Raw genomic sequence first — 23053 nt, 5'->3', positions numbered from 1 at the left:
TCAGTTACTTTGATTTCCATCTTCATTATTTACCCGGAGAGTTATGCGTTCTACAATCCCTCCTTTATTTAATTCAAAAGTAGCCGCACCCTGTTCTACATTTATAGAAGAGAGTCTGCCCAAATAGACCCGGTCTCCTGGTGAAAGCTGTTGCATGGTATCATTTTGATTCATCATAAAAACCCTGTTGCTACTGACAGCCACAAGAGTGCTTGACTCAACATCGAGCAATCCATTTTCATTAGCTGTTATGGACCGAATAAGCGGGAAAAAAGGATTCGGTATTGAAGCCTGTAAATTATTGGTCACGTCAAGAGAGGGCTCACCCAACAGGGCCACCCGATCGTAAAAACTCTGCAGGGAAAAACTAAAGCTGACAAAATTGTGCGAATCCTCTGTTGCCATAGGATTGACCGTTACATCATCTACCTTGTTCAAAGGCTTACTTTGCTCAATCTGCCGCATAAAATTCACAAAATTACTATATGGTGCTTCCCCCGTAATTTCCATATTTAGTGTACCATACTCTTCCTGAAATGTAGAGTCGGAAAATGAAAAGGAAAAATCGGTAGCAGCGGAACCGGTATTAATACGATTTAAAAAATCGAATACGTCATCCTCATCACTACTTCCATAGAGTGCTTTATCATAACTATTAAAGTATTCAGTAGCTTTATCAAAACGGTTTTTAAGCGTCGGATATTGATTCGCTATGGCTCTTTTTTCCTGCAGCTCTGTCCTTTTTTCAGCTACTTGTGATTGCAGATCTTCAACTTTTGGTTGTTGAACAAAATAGATATAGCCCCATCCCGCGCCGACAAATATAAGCAGCACTAAAAGTAAAACCAGTGTATTTCGAACGGCATATGACATATACTACAGCAGAATTTTAATTTTCTATTAATGCTTGGACTTCATCAGGGGAATCGGGAGAATAAACCGAAGGATCGGCAACAAAACCTTTTACTAAAATTGAAAAGTTATACACCTCCTGTTCTCGTATCTCTTCGGATGTTACATTCAGCAAAGTAGCATCATTAAATATATTTACGATGCGGGGGATTCTATTTCTATTAAGGGCATATCCTTGTATAAAAACGCCGTCATCTGATTCCGACATAGAGGTAATCCAACTATTGTTAACCTGGTTAATTCCATCATTAAGGATATCAAACTTTACCGACCATTCCATACTATTTTGTGAGAGAGTGTCCAGCAATACCAATTTTTCCCTTAAAATTGCCAGGTTATCTTTAATCTCGTTGGTACTTTCAACAATTGGTTCTATCTGGGTGATCTGTGAATTGATCTGCGTGAGTTCCCGTTCTGCCGTTTCTATTTTTTGGACATTCTGATTATATAAGTAGTTAAAAGTAATCGGAGACAGAAATATCAGAAACAGCAGTACCATACCATGCCACTGCAACTTAAATATCTTTTGCCGTTCCTTTACATACGAGGGGAGAAAGGAAAGCTTAGGGAAATTTTCTGTCGCCGACCCGGAGGCTCCCAGTGCTACTCCAATAGCCGTCGTAAAAGTACGAACGGACTCAGAATTTACCGCACTAAAATCAAATAATTTCTCGTCTAAGGTAAGGTTCTCAACAATTACATCCGGAAAGTTGTCCTTAAAAAACTTTATGGCTGAATTGCCCAGGGTATTATTGGCAAGCAGAATACGATCCAGATTCGGTACCTCACCAGTATCCAGCTGGAATAATATCTTACTAAAGACCGTATTCAAAAAGGAACGGCTGTCGGTTCCTTCGTTAATAAGCGGAGCGACCAGCCAAACTTCCTTTCCCCGCATGAAAATAACCCGGCTCACTTTTCTGCCACACTGAATAATACAACTTATCTCATCCTCGGCAAGCTCGTAGTTCATTCGTACGAGTCCAACCAGTACCATTTCATCGGCCAGGATCTCTTCTACCTTAAGCTTGCCGCTATAATATTCCCGGGCAGCATTTACCATGGAGAGCGTGGGCGACTCTTCGTCAACGGATCCCAAAAGCAGCGAGCCGTCTTCGCGAATCTCATACGAATAGTTATCAGGTGATTGCGGCACCCCATATATAGATTCCAACTTATTTTCGAGATCTTCTTTCAGATCATCCTCTTCAACCTGTCTAAAGTCCGTATTGCTGATAATCTGATAAATGGTATTACCAGCAGGTACGTTCAACCCAAGGTGAAGCGTCTCTTTATTTATATCCGATAGAACAGTATATAAGAGAATGTCATTGGACTGGGCTTCCTGCGTTTCTTGTACCATGTCGGAGACAAATCCTTCCTCTCCACCCTCCAGGTCGCTAAAACTTATATCTTCTTCCTCTTCTTCATCGTCAAGTTCATCAAAGCCGAAGACCGATTCTGCCTGATCAACCTCCTCTTCCTGTTGCTGGACATCTTCGGTATGAGCCGTTGAAAAGACTTCTTCAACAAGAGAAAACTGATCCAGTTTTTTAATTTTGAATTTATTATTAACCACCTCAATACGTGCGAGACGAAGAAGGTCGCTTTCCAGACTAATTCCCGTAAATTCTTTATTTCCAAACATCCGTCAGGTTATCCTATCCACTGATATGTTCAAATTGATCCTGTGAGAGTAAGTCACTTAATCGCTTCTTATTGTTGGCATTGTTCATTGCCACCTCTTTAGAGATTTTACCCTCATCATAGAGACGCTTTAAATCTTGTTCCATGGTATTCATACCCTTTTTGCCTCCTTCCATCAGCATCTGATAGATTTCATTCACATTATTATTGCGAATGGCGGCTTTAACGGAGCTTGTTACCAACAACACTTCTTTTGCCAACTCGCGCTTGCCATCTAGGCTGGGTACTAATTTCTGACTGATTACACAGGTAAGCACATCAGCAAGACGTGTACGCACCCTGTTCTGTTCATTCACAGGAATTTCTCCCAAAATACGCTCAATACTTTCCATCGCAGAACTCGTGTGCAAGGTACCAAAAGTTTTATGACCCGAATCTGTTATCTCGAGAGTAGTCATAATCGTTTCCGGATCACGAAGCTCACCAATAACAATGATATCGGGGTCCTGACGCAAGGACTGCACCGCCCCTTCTTTAAAAGACTTAACATCCCTTCCCACTTCACGATGCCGTACTACCGATCTCTTTGGTCGGTGAATCAATTCAACCGGTGAAGCGATAATCGCAATATGAGCATCTACCGTTCGATTATTGGCATCAATTATGGTGTCAAGAGTCGCCGACTTACCCGAGCCTGTAATACCGGTAACCAAGGTCAGTCCATATTTATAGTATTGCAGACTTAAGGCTTTGGCAACTTCCGGATGGAGTTCCAGATTTTTAAAGGGACGAATTTCATTATCAATTTTACGCATATTCAGTGCAAGGTGCTCAATATCAAAATAGATATTGGCCCTAAACCGGTTGGAAAAACTGTCGTCATCCGATCCTCCCTCCAACGAATAGGAAAAATCGAGATTTCGTTCTTTAAGCAGCCGCTCACGCTGGGATGGCATCATAATATTATGAAGCAGGAAATCGGTCTCAGTAAGCGTAAACTCAGGACTCCATTTAGCAGGAGATTTGTCTCCATAGATACGATACCAGACTTTCCCCTTACAACCGGGTCCCCCCAAGTCAATATCGGAAGCCTCGTTATCGTACATTTTCCGAAGCAATCCATCCAATACTCCTTTCAGCTCGGAACGCACCTCGGGTTGCTGATTGGCAATAATAATTCCGATCGTTTCATGACGATCAACCCCGCTTAAATTGGGGCTAAGCTTCCCTGCCATCGGAGCAATCAGATCCTTAATTTTATCTTTTTGTATCCCTGCGTCCATATTCAAATGTTACCATGTATAGATTTTATGCTATATATATAATATAAAGAAGCCAATTCTGTATCCCGGGTACCTTTCTAACAGATGTTAGATGTATTTTAGCATTAAAAAGGGAATTTTTAAAACGTTTATTAAAAATAATTAACAAAACTTCCCTTATGCTTGTTTACGCTAACTCAATTAATACTAATGGCTTAAAAAGCACAACGACTTTTCATAGTATAGTTATTTAGAATTACGGCTACAACTTTAAGTAGAATCCATTGAAGGTTCCCTACTCATGCTTATCCAGTAGCTGTCTCTTTACCTGCATAAGCTGATTATTTGTCTCTGTAATCTTGGCTTGTTGAATTTCGATAATATTACGGGTGAAAATATTAAATAATTTTTCCGGCCTTTTTCTAAAAAAGTTTAAGGTTTCATATCGTTTAAAGTTAAGCAATTGGCTGTCACCTTCAGAAATTACTTTTGCTATACGGCTGTTAGGACTAAACAAAAATGCTTCTCCAACAAAATCTCCCTCTCCTAAAGAAGTGAGCTGAATATTTTCTTTCCATATCCCCACCTTTCCGCGTGTTACCAGGTAAGCCGAATCTACCTGCTTATTTTCTTCTACCACTACTTCATCATTACTGTAATTGTGAATTGATCCTATCTTCAAAAATTCCATCTTATCTTCATAATGAAAATTCTGCAATAGCAGCGGCGGATTTTTCAAAAAATGCCGGATATAATCCGGTGTTGTCTTTTTTTGTGATGGATTAAAATCGTTCATAGAACAACTTCATATTTAAATTGAGGTCACCCGCAAATCACTGTGCCGGCTGAGAGTCTGCATACCAACATACTCATTTATTAATCTTCTATGGTTATCGCCATTATTTCATCAATAGAGGTAACTCCGTTTTTAATACGCTCCCTTCCGGAAGCCCGTAAACTAAGCATTCCCTGCTTGATTGCATGTTCCTTAATAGCCGCCTCATCAATCTCACTACCGGATTCAAGAATCATTTTCCGGATTTTTTTATCAAAATAAAGCGCTTCCATAATAGCAGTTCGCCCTTTATATCCCTTGGTACATTTATCACACCCAACCGGACGATAAAAAGTAGTATCTCTGACTTCTTCTTCCGTAAACCCTATCCCCTTGGCTGTTTCCGGATGTGGTTTGTACTCCTCTTTACAGTTATCGCAGAGCTTACGAACCAGCCGCTGGGCCATAATCAAATTAACCGCGTTGGCAATCAGAAAAGGCTCCACACCCATTTTATAAAGCCGGGAAATAGCACTCGGCGCATCATTTGTGTGCAGCGTTGAAAAGGTAAGGTGACCAGTATTGGCCAGTTTTATCGCAATTTCTGCAGTCTTCAAGTCCCGAATCTCACCCACAAGTACAATATCCGGGTCATGCCGCAAGATACCCCGCATAGCCTGATCAAAACTCATATCGTTGCCGATTTTGAGCTGACGTGCATCTTCTACCAGATATTCTACCGGATCTTCTACCGTTAATACATTAACCGTCGGATCATTTACATAGTAGAGAGCCGCTACCAGAGTGGTGGACTTACCACTTCCTGTAGGACCTGTAATGATCACAATACCCGAAGGCTTTTCAATAGCCTTTACAAAATCAGCTTTCGCCTTCTCCTGCAGACCCAGCACGTTGAGGTCTGTAATTACCTTCCGGTCATCCAGTATACGTATGACAATAGATTCAAATTTCCTATCAAATTGTTTCCCTACCATCGGCATTATGGAAACCCGGTAACGAATACTATGGTTATCTACCGTACGCTGGATAAATCCATCCTGGGTTGCATCTCGTTCAAATCGATCTACATTACGGGTTTTATCCTTTACTACCGCAGAAATAGCTTCAGGCTTCACTTTTTCCTGGCGATGCCAGAGCTGCAATTTACCATCAATACGAAAACGAATATCGGTTGATGCATTTCCACTGGGCACAATATGAATATCACTTACTCCTTTTCTAACCCCTTCCACCAAGAAACCCTCCACCAGGGAGTTGAGCATACTCTGGTTAATCTCGGCATCTATTTCTTCCTCATCTACCTCCTCTTCCGTCTGTTCTTCAATATCAGGCTCTTCATAATCAAGGTCGTCGAGCATTTCCAGGAATTCGTTTTTCTGCTCATAGACCTGGGTAATCATTTGTTCGATAAGCTCGTAGCGAACATAAACAATTTCGTGCTGTTTAAAATTAAGCTGCTCTATAATGCCCCGTAATTCAGGATCAGTAGGATCTGCAGCCGCGACGGTAACCGAACGCCTGTTTTTTTCCAGTGGAATTGCTTTTTGGTACACAAGCTCATCGACGATATCATTAGGAAGATCATCGATATGCTCTTTTATCTCCTTGATCTCTTCGGGACTTATCTTCTCTTTATCTTCAAATACTTCCTGGAAAGCATAAATCGCAGAAATTTCCCGCATTATTTCATGCCGGTTCAAACCGAGATCCTGGTAGAGAATCTGACCTAAACGACGATTAGATGTTTCCGGTTCTTCCCGAAGTATAGCCATCGCTTCGTGAAGCTGCTCGATCGTTATGACGCCCCGATCAACCAGAAGATTCCCAATATGCTGCCGTGTATTTACATTAGCCATCTGTAAAAAAAAGATACGTTAGAAATTGTACCGGCCAGGGGTAAACTGCCGAGATATTAAAGAAACCTAATATTTTAAATATACTTTTAAAAACTTTTAAATAATGCCAGCCCGTACACTTTCTCGAACATACCCCTTAAAAGCGCGATTCAGGTTGTACAATAGCCGATTCAGAAGAAATAATAGTAATAACAATAAGGGCAATCGTTATAAAAATATTGACAAAAAGATTAATCATATCCACCACCTTATCCATCTTATAAGTGGTTTGTGTTTCATAATACTGTGCCAATTGATGGGCATTTTCGCGCAGGGCCCCCGACTCTGCCCCCAACTTGAACCGGCTAATAGCCGTATTTGTAAATACACCGGTCGCTTTTAGCGATTCCACCAGCCCCGCTCCCTCTTTCAACATCATTTTGATAGCGACCTGCTTGATCTGTTTTTCCATATACTTATTACGGCAGGCTTCAGCAGCTATCTTTATTACTTCAATATTTTCACCGGAACCGCTGTAAAGGGTATAGAAAACCCTGGAAAATATCTCAATACTGGTTTTGTGCATCAAATCACCGATTACGGGCACTTTTATGATATTTTTATCAAACCAAAGCCTGCCCTTGGGAGTAGATACAAAGTACACAAAGCCTGCAATGGGTGTCACAAAAGCCAACGTCAACATTATCCAGTTGTCCTGCAGCCAATAGCTCATCTCTAGCGTTGCCGCCGTCATGGGTGGCAGTTGAATATTCATTTCCACAAACAATTCGGCTGTGAGAGGAAAAATATATCCCACATAAAAGAGAAGTACTCCAAGCGTTGCCAACACGGTAATTCCCGGCATCAACAGGGAGCGGCGCAGATTTTTCTTGAATTCCGCATCGCGCTCCAGGAACTTGGCCGTGCTTTCAAATACCTGAGCCATATTACCACTGGTAGAAGCCACACTCAACATATAGGCCGCAAACTCACCAAACACATCCTTATGCTTACCGTATACTTCTTCCCCTTCTTTTCCATCCTTTAAGTCTTTTTGGATGGTACGTATGACCTCTTTAAGCCGTTTATTCTGGGTGTCGTCCTGCAGTAGCACCAGAATTTCATCAAAGCTCAGCTGTTGACGCAGAAGGTCGGAACAGAGACGGATAAAGGTAACTACATCTTTTTTAGGTACGCCTCCCTTCCAGTCGAACCACTTTTTATTAATACTATGTACCTTATAACCGAGCTTAACGAGTGCCCGCTCAAGTTCTTCTTTAGAATAGGCTTCTTGCTCGCCCTGCACCGGATCTTTGGTCCCGCGCTGAACCTTATAAACATAGGTTTCTTTCTTTTGAATGGCTTTAACTTCAAAACCATTTTTACTGGAAAGCCTGTTTACCTTATTCTGTGCTTGTTTTTTACTATCGGCTTCAAACTCCGTCTGCATGGGTTTGCCTTGAGCCGAAATAGCCTTCAATCGAAATTGTGGCATTAGCTACGTACGTTTACTATTGAATTAATGGGACCCCTTACTTCTGTATGACATAATATAAAATACAAGTAGTAATGTAGTGAAGTGGATCGTTCCTTCAAAATGGAAGATTTTTATAAGAATTGAGAGTTGTATGAGAGTAGTCGGTCATCGGATTACAGGTTTTGGGCTGAAAAAGTTTAATGTTAAAAGTTGCAGGTTCAAGGTTGTTCATTCCGGATGTTGGATACCGGATGGCAGTTTGCGGTTAGCAGATAACAGATTGAAGATGGTGGATATTGGGGGCTTATCCTGGTATAGGTTGACAGATTATGGGTCAATTAAGCCGCCCGATGGACCCGATCAGGGGTGCCCTTCCGACGAACTGCGGCAGCCACCAAATCACGAGATGCCTAATATGTAATCCTCCTTTTTTTGACCCATCCCGCACAACTACGCCCAAAAACACGGCTTCGTCAGACTTGTTCTCCCTGAAAATCACGGAAGAAAGAGACGCCACAATATCAATTAGCATTCATTATTTATATTTATTGTCTATTGCGAGGAGCCCGTGGGTTGCGGGCGACGTGGCAATCTCCTAGTAACGAACTACAACCTATCTGGGATTATCCTTTATCCATTCACAAACTGTTTCCGGGAGATCGCCTGCCCATGGGCTACGTCGCTGAAAGCCTACTACGCCGAAGCCCAAGCTGCGAAGGCTATACTATGAAGCGTAAGAGACCGAAGCTTTCATAACAAGGGTAATCATATACAATACATGGCTCCGCACAGGCAGGCCGTGGTCGCACGATACGCTCCCTAGCGATGACGGGCGTTGTTTATATTTTTCATATATATGGGAAAGTGTTTGCCATTACTATTGCAAACAGATTGTAAAACTATTACAAGGTGTCTGACATTACTTTACAAAGTCTTTGTAATACTTTAGCAGGGAGATTGTCCTTAGTAAGACAGAGTCTTTGCCCTTACTAGGACATGGTCTCTGTGCTTACTAGGAGAATTGAATTGCAGGTAATAAAAGCAGGAATCCATTATCCCGGGCAAGCCCTTAAATTCTATTCCGCCTTTTGGCATTGCCCCAAAAGGCTCGTAAAAACGCTAGGACCATTTAACTCCTCGGTGCGGACTTCGGCCCGTGGCGTTGATAACAGCCACCGCCCGCCCCTCGTCAAACAGAAATGGTCCGGGTTAGTTTTGTCGCTTTCAAAGTAGCCTATCCTCCGGCCTTTGAATATGTTGCTGATAAAAGTGCAGGGGCCGTAGTGGTAAAAAATTATTTTTGTCTGACGACCATCGGGAGGAGTTTTAAATGATTTTAACGAAGGCCCCTAAACGGCAGCAACATTTTCATCGCCGGTCATTTTTTTGGTTCGTTTTTTTATGATTAAAAAAATGAACAGTAGGCTGTTAGCGCAGACGCGGGGAACGTCGGCAAAATTTATTCAGCCTGCCCCATGGAATCCGCTAAAGCGGGCCCTAAATGGGCATTCCACGGGGCCCATGCCCCCTTCAGTTCGCATTCAAAAGCCTTTCTACGACCCTCCCACAAGGGGAAAATTAATTTCCGGCCTTGAAAATAGAACGAGCCGTTTAGGTACAGAAAGGTGAATCCAGGGCTTGGATTGGTAGGACACAGAACTAAGTTAATCTATCACTAGCGCGGGAATCCATTCCCGCGGTTAGGTAATAAAAGTAGCCACTCCCTCTTTTTTGCCCCATCCCTTCCCCACTAGTAAGAAAAAAACTAATAACTGGTCCAAGTTACAAACTTGAACCAGTTGTGATCTCCTAGACCTGCTATCCACCATCCAATATCTGCTAACCAGTTTTCTGGTTCACTCACTGGCGGATCGTCACTAAAAAACGGAACAAGAGATGTACAAGTAAATAGGGCAAGCTTATTTTTTGAACACCTAGAACAGCTTATCAATCCCTTTTTACTATCATTCCGGCGCCCACGGTTTCATTTGTATATTCATCAATCAAAATAACGCTGCCAGTAGTACGGTTACGGTTATAGCTGTCGTAAAAAAGCGGCTCAGTAGTACGGATCTGGATACGTCCGATGTCATTAAGTCCAATCTCCTTATCACCCTCTACACGGTGTAGCGTATTAATATTCACTTTATATTTCACCTCTTTTATGATGCAGCGGGCATCTTTGGTAGTATGCTTGATGGCGTACTTTCCATTGGGTTTCAATGGTTCTTTATTCAACCAGCAAACCATTAGATCAATATCCTGTCCTACAGAAGGCTGATTATCCGGCTTCGCAATCATATCTCCCCGGCTGATATCAATATCATCTTCTAACGTCATTGTTACCGACATCGGCTGGAAGACTTCCTCTTCCTCCTTTTGATAGGTTTCCACCGTTTTAATCGTACTTGTAAATCCGGATGGAAGAGCAATTATTTCATCGCCCGGCTTAAAAACGCCGCCCGCTACTTTACCGGCATAGCCGCGATAATCGGGATATTCTTTAGACTGCGGTCGCGTTACCCACTGAACGGGGAAACGGCTGTCTACGTGATTGTAATCGCTGTCTACCTGCACATTCTCCAGGGTATAAAGCAGCGTGGAGCCGCCGTACCACGGCATATTATCCGATTTTTCCACTACGTTATCCCCGTAGAGCGCACTTATCGGGATATAATGAATGTCGGGTACGTCCAGTTTGGAAGAAAAGGACCGGAATTCCTCGCGGATTTCCTTAAAGCGTTTTTCACTATAGTCCACCAGATCCATTTTATTCACGCAGAGTACGATATGCTCAATTTGCAACAGAGAAGAAATAAAGGAATGGCGACAGGTCTGCTCGATTACGCCACTGCGGGCATCCACCAGGATAACCGCGAGGTTAGCAGTAGAAGCACCGGTTACCATATTGCGGGTATACTGCACGTGACCCGGGGTATCGGCAATAATGAATTTCCGGTTGGGCGTTGAAAAGTAGCGATAGGCTACATCAATAGTAATGCCCTGCTCACGTTCGGCAGAAAGACCATCTGTCAGAAGTGCCAGGTTTGTGTACTCATCCCCTTTCTTTTTACTGGACTCCTCAATGGCTTCCATTTGATCATCAAAAATGGATTTAGAATCATATAGCAATCGCCCGATCAGGGTGCTCTTGCCGTCGTCCACACTCCCCGCCGTAGTAAAGCGAAGGAGATCCATATTTAAGTATTTACTGGCGCTGTTTTCGTTGGTGGTGCTCATCGTAAATGAATCTGAGTATTTAAATTAATTTCTTTAAACTTGTTATTTATTTTGTAGAAAGTGTAAAGCTTAAAGTTTTAAGTGTTAAGTTTCTTATATATACTTTTAATCAAACCTTGCAGCATTGAGGATAATTCTTTCAGCTCATCAATCATCTTTTGACAAACTTCTTTGTCAACTAGCTGTGTTTCCATTGCTATATAAAACTGAGTTCTTAGTTCTGCTGCCGACCCCTTCGCTACATTAAGAAAATAACGGAATTCTTTATATGATTGACGTTCTGCTCCTTCCGCAATATTAGAAGGAATTGATATTGAAGATCTTAGTAATTGATTTTTAAAAGCATAATCCTTGCACTCTACTAAACAATTCGTGAGTTCAACCGACAAGCGAGTTGATCTTTTCCATACTTTAAGATCTTCAAAAGATTGATAAGCCATTACTTAAAACTTTACACTTAACACTTTTAACAGCCCTAAAAGTATCCCTGTTTCTTTCGTTCTTCCATTGCGGCTTCGGCACGTTTGTCATCGGTACGATTACCCCGTTCGGTGATCCGCGCGGAGGCGACCTCCTCAATAATCTGGGCCACCGTAGAGGCTTCCGATTTAAAGGCCCCGGTGCAGGTCATATCTCCTATCGTCCGGAAGCGAACCGTTTCTTCTTTATACTCTTCATCATCATTCAGCTTAATAAAAGGCGATTTCGCCAGATAGGTACCTTCGCGCTCCACAACCGTTCGTTCATGTGCGAGATAGAGACTTGGAATATCAATTTCCTCTGCAGCAATATACTGCCACACATCCATCTCGGTCCAGTTACTTAGCGGAAATACCCGAAAGTGTTCGCCGTGGTTTTTCTTGCCGTTGTAGAGATTCCACAGCTCGGGACGCTGATTCTTGGGGTCCCACTGTCCAAATTCATCGCGATGCGAAAAGAACCGCTCTTTGGCACGGGCTTTTTCTTCATCCCGTCGCGCGCCTCCAAAAGCCGCATCAAACTCATGCTCTTCCAGCGCCTTTAACAGCGTGGGAATCTGCAGTTTATTACGACTGGGATTGGGACCATTTTGTTCCTTGATCTCCCCGGCATCGATTAAATCCTGCACCTTGGCCACAATGAGGTTGACGCCCAGCTCATCCATCAGCTGATCGCGAAATTCGATGGTTTCATCAAAATTATGCCCTGTATCCACATGCAGAAAGGGAAAGGGAATATTTCCCGGCCAGAAAGCTTTCTTTGCCAGCCACGCCATCGTAATCGAATCCTTTCCGCCTGAAAACATCAGTACCGGATTCTCAAACTGGGCGGCGACTTCTCTCATTATATGAATAGACTCGGCTTCCAACTGCCGGATGTGACTCAATTTATATTTTCGCATAAATGATTTTCTGTTTATGATAAAACTAAAGCGGACAAAATTAAAAATTTCATGATCCAATAGCCACTAATAAATAAAGAACACTAAAATTAAGGCCCGGTTTTTTTATTTCTAAAGTGGGTTTCAGATTATGATTATAGTACAGCTCTTGGTAATTGTTCCATCCCTTGGCGGATGGAAGGCTGCTGATTTCAACACCATGTGTCAAGGACTAATTGACCATTACTTAAAACTTAACACTTTAAACTTTATAACCTTTAAACTCAATCCGGCAACAGACTTCCGACCACAGCCGCCCACTTTCAAATTTTCTTTATCTTCTTTTTTGGTTGAAGACAGGCTAGAAAAATGAACAACGCCTGTCATTATGAGGAGCCCCGCGGGTTTCCGGGCGACGCGGCCTGTCAGCGCAAAGCCTTTTATAGAATATGGCACCCTTGTTATAAAAGCTTCGGCATAGGCAGGCAATCTCCTCGAACAGGCAGAGTCTTAGCCAGGGAGATTACTTCGTCGTCGCAGGCTCCTCCTCGTAATGACAAGGGTTGGTTAGAATAATTCCTAATTTTTAATTCTCCATTGGAAAATCTTTAACCTGAAACCTTCAATATTTCAATTTAATTTGACTGCAAACCTTGACTCCAGCGAACGATTACCAATTCTTAATTCCTAATTGTCTATTTCTACCTCTCTCTTGCCGGGTTCGTCCTTCTCCCATCCAATCTTGCCCTGCTGCCAAAACCGAGGGTATGATTTACTTGATTCCGACTTTTTATAAAATAAAGAATCAGCCTTACCTCTATCTATCGGATGCTTCATAGACCAACTTAAAAATCCTATAAATGATATTATAACTAAACTCGCTACTATATTTGCAGTTACTCTATCTCCTTTACTTTTGAGTAAAGTTTTCCCTGTTTCTCGTTCCTCTATATATAAACCCATTGATACCCCCACAATAAGTATTAACCATACTTGGCTTAAAGGCATTACAATAATTCCACTCAAAAAGCCATGAATAAATGCAGCAATCATTGACCAAAGTAAACCAAATTTAATCCAATACCTTTCTTGAGTATAATTTTCTGTTTTTAAATTAACTTTTAATTGACTTCCAAATTTGTATAGGCCAAAAATAAAAATACCTAGTAAAATAAGAGCTACTATGATGCCCCATTCATACCCAAACTGTAAAAACCAATTATGTGGATGTCCCCAGGACTTGTTTAATTCAACAGAAGCATAATGCATAGGCCCATATCCCAATAATGGCTTCTCTAGCATACCATGAATTAAATCTATCCAATGGTCTATTCGACCTGAACTATCTGTACGTAACACTGACAAGCTAGTACTACTTCCAAGTATTTTAAAAAAAATGTAATAGCAAATTAGGGTAAAAGCTACAATCAGAGAATTATGCCGAAGGAATGAAGATTTATTTTTTACAAACAATCCGAACATTATAAAGAAACTTACTACTATACTTAGTATGGTGCCTCTTGCACCACTGGCAAAAACTAGAGCCCCCCACCAAATAGTGAGTATAACCGAGCCCCAACGCAGCCAATCTTTCTTTATACTATTCCAACCATACCAACTTAAACTAATTAATATGGGAATTGTCCAAGTTTGAGTCTGATTAAAAAAGCGAATATATGAAAAACTATATAGTGCTTTACCATTTACACTACCAGGCCATAGCGGTATACTACCTACTTGGGATAAAAAATAAAAGATTAAAACTCGACATGAATAAAAAAAAACAAAGCCTATTACAGCCACCTTAAGATATAAAACAGCTTTATTGATATCTTTATATGTAATAGAAGCCACAAAAAAAATAGTGGTGCTTAGCAATAAGTAATGGCTATAATCTAGTAAGGCCCATTCTTTATGAAGGCTAAAAAAACAGGAAACGGCACCAATAAGAAAAATGGCCATTAAAAATAGCCTGAATTTGATCGAATAGAATTGTATAAATGAAGCTGTTTGGATTCTACTATTTGTTGAAAATAATAGAACACTTCCTATTAATCCTAGCAACCCAATTTCAAATAACCGCTTCGTATTATATAAATGGTCAATACCATAAGGTTCATATTGTAATGTTGGAAGACAGATTAAAATCCCGACAATAACAAGCAAAACCCCTTCACCAAATAAATATTTCATACTTTGAATGAGCCGGAAGATATATAAATAAAAAAGGCCTCACTAATTAAAGTGAAGCCTCAAATATTGATAAAAAATTATACTAAGAAGAACTTGAGCAAGAGCCAGGAGAGGAAGCTGATCCATTCGGATCATAATCACTCATATCCATACAATCCTTTTCAACATAAGCTACAATATTTCCATCAGCTTGTGCAGGAACAGCAGTTATAGTAAAATTATCTGCATTAATAGAGAGTGTATATGTACCGTTTCCATTCGTTACTTCAGTGGCCCCTGATGATTCACTTCCATCTGTAGCAAACGCGAGATCATCAAAAGTCATTCCTGTAAAAGAATTTCCACCACCACCCATCATATCAGGTTTCATATAATATCCTTGAGCGGAAGAAGCTATAGTAGCCATATCATTTCTCACAGCATCTAAGTTAGCATTGTCCGCTGCCGATGAAAAGGTGTTAATTGCCACGACCGTAGCTACGCCCACGATAATGGTTACCAAAATTACGAGTAAGAGTTGTTGTTGTCCCATAGTAGTTTACCTATTGTATTTGATTTGTTGTTAAGTTAGACCGAAAAAAGCCTTGTTTATTTTATTTATAAAAAAGCCGGCCACTGGTAAGCTACCTGCCGTACTCAAGACCGTCTGTTTCGATGTTTTATTTGTAAATGATAATCTGATTAAACGTTAACCGTTTCCATCACGTCCTACAAATTAGATTTCTTTAATCCATAGGTAATATTTAACCTTGTATGTAAAAAAGCAAGTTAATCATTAAAAAAATGATAAAAAAGAAATTTTAACCATTCATTATGTTTCTTTTTCCCTGTTCCCTGCTGAAAGTGGGTTTACCAAAGCCAATGGCTTATTGTTGCGGTCCTGGTAACCGGAAGGCCAAGTAATTGTGGACTTCACGATTATCTCTTGGCATATCATACTTGTGATGGACCTTTGGTTTTCAGGATAGGTCTTTGGGAGTTCCGCCTTGGAGCCGTGACCGACAACCGGCCGTAAAGCGGGCAGGGCCTATGGAATGCCACTAAAGTGGCCTCCCAGTGCAACGGGAGATTCCACGAGGCAGGTAGATTGATAAAGCCAAATCAACGCCAGTTATTGCGATTCGCCGGATGGTGGAGAAGCCCAGACTTTTAAAGGTCAAGAATTAAAGTCCCCCTTGTGGCTGGACCGCTAAAAAGCCGCTGCTTAAGAACCAAAGGGGGCTATGGGGGATGATTTGATTCATTTTATTTTTTTGTAAATAATAGAGTTGTTCCATTTTTGGTACGACGCAAAAACGGAACCCAAAAACGTCGCCGGCTGTAGGTTCTTCGCCTGAGCGCGTCCGTTCGAACCTGTAAAAAAGCAAAACTCGCTCCCGTTGGTCACTCAAACAAGCTTATTTACGGCCGGTTCTCACGTCCTTACTCTGATCGGCTCACAACCCAAGGCCGGAGGAAATATGTTCTTGATCTTTCAAGGTCGCAATAACTCTACGGTTATATTGAAAGTGACAAAACCACCACGGACCATTTCTGTTTGACGAGGGGTGGTCTAAAGCTAAAGTCAACGTTTCCGAATGTTGTCCACCCTGAGGAGTTAAATGGTCCTTGATCTTTTCGTCTCTTTTGGATCAAGCCAAAAGGGACACTATTAATATTGTTAAGTTTTTCCTTTTAGTAAGGTGATATTCTTATACTTTTTCCCTTGTTCCATTTTTTCAACGACGATTCGCCGAGAATTTGAATTAACCAGTGGCGCTTAGCGTAGGGTTTTATCTTTGAATAGCGTTTACTTGCACCTTTTACCTTGATGCAAAAGGTGCTCAAAAAATCAAGTTCCTCCGGTTTCACTGCACTTCCCCCAAATGGCAATGGATATTTTTAGGTTGGGGTTGGAACTCCGATATGACCTATCCGCTATCCGAAACCACAACAACCTTAAACCTACAACTTTCAACTTTTGACCTTCAACATTTAACTTAAAACTCAAGAATTCTTCCTGACCACCCAGTATCCCTTATATCCGTCGTCATATTCCAGAGTGGCATCCAGCTCGTCGGCCCACTTCTTTGCAATTTTTTTCTCGTCGCTACGATTCCCGTCATCAAGCATAATGACTACCTCATCCGCTAACGAATTACGCAACAGCGGCACCGTTGGATAGCGGGATAACGACTGCAGGCGCCCCGGCGGACCGTCAACTACCAGCATATCTATACTCCTGTCTATATGACCTTCATAGCCATTTCCATACCATTGAAACATCCCGGAATCCAGTTCATACTCAGTGAGCGGGGCTGTTACGACCTCTGCATGTTTTTCCAATCCTTCCAAACGGAGAAAGTCCCGGGTCTTCCGGGCATATTGATCCAGATGATCCAGGGAGACCACTTTCCCCTGCCCCATCTCTTTCAAGCAGGAAGCCGCTACCATTGTGGAGGTCCCAGAACCACATTCTAAAATCAATGCTGGTTTATTTCGATGGATCTCCTTTACCAACCGATCTAAAAAGTGCGCGGTGATGGCGTAATCACCCCAGTTGAGCGGCAGATTTATATTAGTATAATTGGCAAGACCTACTGTCGCTTTCAGTTCGATCTCGGCATCGCGAATGCGGGTTTCAACTTTATACTCCAAAGCTAAAAAAATAGCTGAAACGAATAGTGCCATTCCAGCAAATAAGGCAGAGAAAACGTAGCCATTCAATTCGGTTTCGGTTATGGTAAATGTCAGATATCCAACGATCAGAAAAACCAGAGAAACCAGTCCCGTGATAAGTAATAACCATCCCGCTGAATTCTTTTTGAAAAACTGTACTAGATGCTTGCTATATCCCTGAGTCATTGATAAAGCCCTGAAATTTAAAAGAATGTTGTATTGATTTGTCACCGATTCCTTAACATACTCATTTATTCTAAAACCCTAAAAGCACTTTAAAAGCCATAATTTAGTTTTGGATCTCGCATTAAACCATCCCGTTTATCTAATTACAAATGTTATAAACGTTTGAAGCTTTACAAGATCCCGGATCGGGGTCCAGAATGATGATGGATATTTTTTAGGGATAGGCTTTAATATATGGCACCTATTCAGTTCCACCTGGCATCCAGCCTAAACGAATCAGTACCCCTCATAAACATTAAACCTTCAACGTTTAATTAAAACTTAACACTTTCAACTTAAGACTTCATACTGATCACTCAGTATCCTTACTTACTCTTTATTTTTTATAGCAGAAACCATTAAAACGGCCAGATAATCGGCACTAAAATAATAGTGATAGTCGCTACAATTAAATTAAGAGGCAGGCCAATTTTAGTAAAATCCGTAAATTTGTATCCCCCCGGACCATAGACCATTAAGTTTGTCTGATAACCGATAGGCGTCGAAAAACTGGCCGAGGCCGCCATCATGATAGTCATCACAAACGGAATATAGTTTACCCCGAAAGAGGCTGCTATAGAAATAGCAATAGGGAAAATAAGAACGGCGGCTGCGTTGTTGGTAATCATTTCCGTCAATATCCAGGTAGAAATATAGACTCCAATAAGTGCTAAATGTGGATTGGACTCCACATGGCTTAAAAATCCTGTTGCCAAAACCTCAGCGGCACCGGTATACTGCATGGCATTACCGATGCCCAGCGTTGCGGCAATAACAAGCAATACTGACCAGTCAATATAACTTTTAGCATCTGCCGAACCGCAACAGTTAAACAGAATCATCAGTCCCGCCGCCATAAAAGAGGCCTGGAACATCGTTAACAGTCCCACTGCAACGCTGCCAATCATCACCCCGAGAATAGACCATGCAACTCCGGATTTTTCATAGTTTGGCCGACTATATCCACTGATGCCGCTCACCAGGTAATAATCGCTGGAATTACGATACTGCTCCAAAAAGTTAGGATGTGCTTCCAGCAGCAGGGTATCTCCTGTTTTAAGACGGATATCCCCCACTTTTTCCTTTACCCGCTCCCCGTTTCGTGCCACAGCCAATACCACCGCATCATAGAGATTGCGAAATCGCCCATCTTTTATGGTTTGTCCGTTCACTGGATGCGTAGGTGATACCACTGCTTCCATCAGAAGACGTTCCCGGCGGTTGGAATCCAGTTTAAAGAGCTGGTCGGTAGCAGGGCTTAGCCCCTTGATCTGCTGCAAATCAACAATAGAATCTACGACCCCGGCAAAAATAAGACGATCATTCCCCTGCAGGCGTATTTCCGGGTCAACGGCCGCCAGAATCTGATCATCCCGGTAAATTTCCACCAAGAAAAGCCCCGGAAGATTACGGAGCCCTGCTTCTTCTATCGTTTGGCCCACGAGGGAGCTTCCACTATCCACCAGCATCTCAATGGTATATTCCCTTGGATCTTTAAAACTGTCGAAACCTGAACCCCGGATAGGCAGAAGCTTCCTTCCGAATATGAACATGTAAATAAAACCCGCAATAGCGCAGGGAATCCCAATATAGGCCGGTTCAAAAATTCCCAGTGACCCATAAGAGGTTTCTTCAATCAAAAGTCCGTTTACAATAAGATTGGTACTCGTACCTATAAGTGTACAGGTCCCTCCCAAAATGGCCGCATAACTGAGAGGGATAAGGATTTTCGAGGCGGGTATACGATTTTTTCGAGCCCAATCTTCGAGAGCGGGTATAAAAGAGGCTACAACCGGTGTATTATTTAAGAAAGCACTCACAATCATCACTGGAGCCATAATGCGAAGCTGTGCCCGCCGGATACTCTTCGATCGGCCAATAATTTTCGCAACGATATATTCAATGGCCCCGGTTTCCTTCATCCCTGCCGCTACCACATATAATGACGCCACCGTAAGCATGCCCTCATTAGAAAAGCCGACCAGGGCTTCTGAGGCAGGAATAACCTGGCTGACAATTAGTATCGCAAGGCCCGACATAAATACCACATCGGCCGAGATGCGCGTCTTAATCAGCAGAAATAAACATAATAAGATGACGGCAACCACCGCCCAACCGGCAAGGGTCATATCTTTTTGCTCTTGAATTGGTTATTGTTTTGAGCCAAAGATAAATAAAGTGAAATATTCACAGCTTTCAAATTGATTTATAATTCAAATAGAGAATAAATGAAGGGTTCTGGCAAGCAGTTAAGGGGATTACGAATATCAGATAGCAGATTGCATGGACTCGAACCCTTCCCGCTATCTGCCATCTGCAAACTGGTAACTGCCCTCCGCCAACTAAAACCATTTGACAATAATGCCGATTAACCTTAATCTTATTCGGTTATTATTCCATTTGGTGTATTGGGATCAAATATAATTCATCTGTAAACGATCGGGATCAATGCGAAAAATACAACTGGTTTTACTTACCCTTGTCTCACTGTTTTTTATACAATCTTGCGATTATTTTAAATCCAAACCTGCTGTTGTAGGCGGAGAGGTCATCGAAGCCAGTTCCGAAAATGCGGTGGAAGGGGCTACCGTTGAAATTATTCAGCCGGAGAATTTTCAGCAATCCACCATAACGAACTCATCCGGGCGTTTTTCTTTTGATGTGGAACCAGATGATGGTTCTGTTGCTCTTACTCTGGAAGTAACAAAAGAAGGCTATCAGAGTGCTACACGCAATGTTGAGGTCTCTTCTAATGACGAAATAAATGATTTGGTAATAGAACTTACTGCAGAAGGAGATGACGGTAATGGTGATGGTGATAACGGGGGTGGTGACCAAAATGGAGAAACGGTAGGTGCCGCTGCCATTGTGCTGACCGATCAGCCTGAGGGTGCTATTAATATTAATGAAACCGGGGACCAGGTAAGTACCTCTATGACTTTCCAAGTGCAGGATTCTCTGGGCCGGGCCTTGTCGTCAAACAATGCCGTGGAGGTTTCGTTTAGCATCATTAACGGTCCGGGCGGTGGCGAAGACTTGGTTCCGGCTACCGCTACCACGAACAGTTCAGGTAATGTAACCACTACCCTTTTCAGTGGAAATACGGCCGGTGAGATCAAAGTACAGGCACTGGTTAACCGCGATGACGGAATAGAAATAAAATCAAGTCCCATTGTAGTGGCTATACACGGAGGCTTCCCTGACCAGGATCACTTTAGCATTGCCGCTGAAAATTTTAATTTCGAGGGCTGGGACATTAATAATAACCGCAATGTTATTTCAACAGTGGTTGGGGATAAGTTCAGCAATCCCGTTAAGCCCGGTACGGTTGTTTATTTTGAAACCACCGGGGGTGTTATCCAGGGATCAGGCCAAACCGACGAAGACGGTATTGTGGAAGTGGATCTTATTTCGGGCAACCCCCGGCCAACTAATGGCATGGCTACGATTACGGCTTCAACAAAGGGAGAAAACGGAGAAGATATAACTCAAGAGATACCGATAGTCTTCTCATCCAGGACAGCATATATTTCAGCAAGTCCCACAAGTTTTGATCTGGATCCGGATGGTGGAGCTTCGTTTAATTACACGGTACAGGATGTTAATGGTAATCCCATGGCAAAGGGTACTCAAATCTCTATTGAGGCCGGGGCCGGTATCGAGCTAACCGGAGATACAAACTTTACCCTTGGCGATCATATAACTCCGGGGGCGGGTGCTACAAACTTTAGCTTCTCTATCCGGGATACGGATGATGAATCGGATGAAGCTGCCAGCCTGACACTTAAAATTAGTGTTACCACCCCTTCAGGCAATACGACTACGTACAGCGGAATTAGTGGTACCCGCAGGTAAAACGACTCCTGTGGCTGATCATTAGCTATTTTGAAGAATAGGGGTCTTTGCAAAACCTTATTGTAATCGCGAACGGAGTGCATCGACCTCTTTTTAGAGGCTTTTGCCGGAAGATTGCTTGCCTGCGCGGAGCCTTGCATTGTATATAATTACCCTTGTTAAAAAAGCTTCAGCATAGGCAGGCTTCGCTTATTCGCAATGACAAGTTTGAATTTCTGGGGTTTTGCAAAGACCCCGAATACTAATTATCATAAGCATAGTTTTTTTAAACTGAACAGTAAGTAGTATTCAATATATTTTTATGGACATCCAATCCGTTGATAATACGTTCCAGGATATCGCGTACGGGGACTCTTCTTTTGAGGATCTAAAAGATGAATTATCGCGAACAGCAAACGAGAACCAACATCATCTCTGCCTTTTTTTGGGACTATATGAGCCGAATAAAAAGAAAGCATTAGAAGAATTGGCCGATACACTGGAGCGTGAGGTAAAGGTTATTGACACCGCTGAATTGGTAACTAAAATAGAATCCGAAACATTTCAGAGGCTGGATAACCTTTTCAAGGACCTTCAGCAGTCAGACACCATTCTCTATTTCAAAAATGGTGGCAAATTCTGTGGTTCATATACTGGCAACTCATCTTCCCGCGTAAAGTATGCAACTCCACAGGAACGCTATTTTCTGAAAAAGGTAAAAGCTTTTAATGGGTTGGTTGTAGTAGATATTAATGAATACACTGATGCTGATAAAACACTCCGGCGCGCTGCTCATTCTATTGTTTCATTTACCCTTCCGGATTCTAAATTTCAGCGCTTTATGTGGCATCTGAAGAATTATACTTTCCATGGTTGCGAACTGAAAACCAAACGGCCGGAAGCCTACAGCCCCACCGGTTGACTTTTCCTGATAGTTATAGCAAATCATTATTTCTTAACACCTGTTCCAAGCATGTAGTTCGCACAACAAGGGTTATTTCTTCAATAACTGTTGTGGCATTTTTATGTGTTTTACGTGAAGATCCCTTTTATGAAGTTTGGCCTTGTTCGCCATTTTACCGCATTCCTCTTATCAAATAAAATTAAATAACAGCTTTTCTATAAGGAGCCTTCTTCTCAATAGTCCTTCCAGCGTCTTCCTAAGGCTATTTTTATATATCTTATAATGTTAAAAATACACAAAATAAGGTATTGACTTATTACTTTTTTACATATATACTTTCCGCGCTTTAGCATTTCTTTCGATAACCGTCTAATAGAAGCTTTCTATCAGCCTTAGTAGACATAATCAATTAACAACTAGATAAGTATTAGGATACCTTTATAAACGAAGAAAGGGCAATATCCATGGCAAAAAAAATATTTGAAATTATTTTTTAACCGATATCCCTTATCATAATCCCTAAAGGCGGCATACCTGGAATACCGGATGCCGCCTTATTTTTTTTCTTTACTATTTCTTTTCCTTCCTTGTTATCTACTTTATAGTTAAGTTCGCCCTCAAGCCTAAAAACCTCTGTCCAGCGTAAATTCATAATGTAAGTTTACCTTGAAATTCATTAATTTGAGTGCTTAGTAAAATCCAATACCAAT

General features: G+C 41.8%; 16 protein-coding genes. 2 read left to right on the top strand and 14 right to left on the bottom strand.

Annotated features, from left to right (window positions below; all coding sequences use genetic code 11):
* The 13 genes from pilO to ABEB05_RS02500 form a co-directional block, all read right to left on the bottom strand.
* Positions 1–873, bottom strand: coding sequence for a type 4a pilus biogenesis protein PilO (gene pilO / locus ABEB05_RS02560; protein WP_265787273.1), 873 nt, complete (start codon positions 871–873; stop codon positions 1–3).
* 16 nt (positions 874–889) lie between these two features.
* Positions 890–2560: a PilN domain-containing protein gene (locus tag ABEB05_RS02555; protein WP_265787271.1), complete on the bottom strand. Its 1671-nt coding sequence runs from the start codon at positions 2558–2560 to the stop codon at positions 890–892.
* 13 nt (positions 2561–2573) lie between these two features.
* Entirely contained in the window at positions 2574–3842 is a 1269-nt protein-coding gene (locus tag ABEB05_RS02550) for a type IV pilus twitching motility protein PilT (RefSeq protein ID WP_265787269.1), read from the bottom strand.
* A gap of 274 nt (positions 3843–4116) precedes the next feature.
* Positions 4117–4617, bottom strand: a complete 501-nt coding sequence (locus tag ABEB05_RS02545) for a Crp/Fnr family transcriptional regulator (protein ID WP_265787267.1) — start codon at positions 4615–4617, stop codon at positions 4117–4119.
* 80 nt (positions 4618–4697) lie between these two features.
* On the bottom strand, positions 4698–6473 hold the full coding sequence (locus ABEB05_RS02540) for a GspE/PulE family protein (protein ID WP_265787265.1): 1776 nt from the start codon (positions 6471–6473) through the stop codon (positions 4698–4700).
* Between the two features lie 136 nt (positions 6474–6609).
* Positions 6610–7947, bottom strand: coding sequence for a type II secretion system F family protein (locus ABEB05_RS02535; protein ID WP_265787263.1), 1338 nt, complete (start codon positions 7945–7947; stop codon positions 6610–6612).
* Between the two features lie 1929 nt (positions 7948–9876).
* Complete coding sequence (cysN, locus tag ABEB05_RS02530) at positions 9877–11169, bottom strand: sulfate adenylyltransferase subunit CysN (protein ID WP_265787261.1); 1293 nt, start codon at positions 11167–11169, stop codon at positions 9877–9879.
* Between the two features lie 77 nt (positions 11170–11246).
* Positions 11247–11609, bottom strand: coding sequence for a four helix bundle protein (locus tag ABEB05_RS02525; protein ID WP_265787259.1), 363 nt, complete (start codon positions 11607–11609; stop codon positions 11247–11249).
* Positions 11610–11644: 35 nt separating this feature from the next.
* A complete protein-coding gene (gene cysD, locus ABEB05_RS02520) occupies positions 11645–12550 on the bottom strand; it encodes a sulfate adenylyltransferase subunit CysD (RefSeq protein ID WP_265787257.1) in 906 nt (301 codons plus the stop codon).
* A gap of 666 nt (positions 12551–13216) precedes the next feature.
* Positions 13217–14722 carry an O-antigen ligase family protein gene (locus ABEB05_RS02515; RefSeq protein WP_265787255.1) on the bottom strand — a complete coding sequence of 502 codons (1506 nt, stop codon included), beginning with the start codon at positions 14720–14722 and terminating at the stop codon, positions 13217–13219.
* A gap of 82 nt (positions 14723–14804) precedes the next feature.
* Positions 14805–15254 carry a hypothetical protein gene (locus ABEB05_RS02510; RefSeq protein WP_265787253.1) on the bottom strand — a complete coding sequence of 150 codons (450 nt, stop codon included), beginning with the start codon at positions 15252–15254 and terminating at the stop codon, positions 14805–14807.
* A 1454-nt stretch (positions 15255–16708) separates the two neighbouring features.
* A complete protein-coding gene (locus ABEB05_RS02505) occupies positions 16709–17566 on the bottom strand; it encodes a class I SAM-dependent methyltransferase (protein WP_265787251.1) in 858 nt (285 codons plus the stop codon).
* A 398-nt stretch (positions 17567–17964) separates the two neighbouring features.
* Entirely contained in the window at positions 17965–19734 is a 1770-nt protein-coding gene (locus ABEB05_RS02500; protein WP_265787249.1) for an SLC13 family permease, read from the bottom strand.
* Between the two features lie 319 nt (positions 19735–20053).
* Between ABEB05_RS02500 and ABEB05_RS02495 the strand changes: the two genes are divergently transcribed.
* Together ABEB05_RS02495 and ABEB05_RS02490 are read left to right on the top strand one after the other, a co-directional pair.
* Positions 20054–21460: a carboxypeptidase regulatory-like domain-containing protein gene (locus ABEB05_RS02495; protein WP_265787247.1), complete on the top strand. Its 1407-nt coding sequence runs from the start codon at positions 20054–20056 to the stop codon at positions 21458–21460.
* Positions 21461–21761: 301 nt separating this feature from the next.
* On the top strand, positions 21762–22361 hold the full coding sequence (locus ABEB05_RS02490) for a hypothetical protein (RefSeq protein WP_265787245.1): 600 nt from the start codon (positions 21762–21764) through the stop codon (positions 22359–22361).
* Positions 22362–22836: 475 nt separating this feature from the next.
* Here the strand turns inward: ABEB05_RS02490 and ABEB05_RS02485 are convergent, their stop codons facing one another.
* The gene (locus tag ABEB05_RS02485) at positions 22837–22995 is read right to left on the bottom strand and encodes a hypothetical protein (protein ID WP_265787243.1); all 159 of its coding nucleotides are present in this window, start codon (positions 22993–22995) and stop codon (positions 22837–22839) included.
* Positions 22996–23053: the final 58 nt, after the last annotated feature.

It is taken from the genome of Fodinibius salicampi (genome assembly GCF_039545095.1).
Classification (GTDB): domain Bacteria; phylum Bacteroidota; class Rhodothermia; order Balneolales; family Balneolaceae; genus Fodinibius; species Fodinibius salicampi.
Note: the sequence above shows the minus strand (reverse complement) of the source record. Positions and strands in the feature narration are given on the sequence as shown.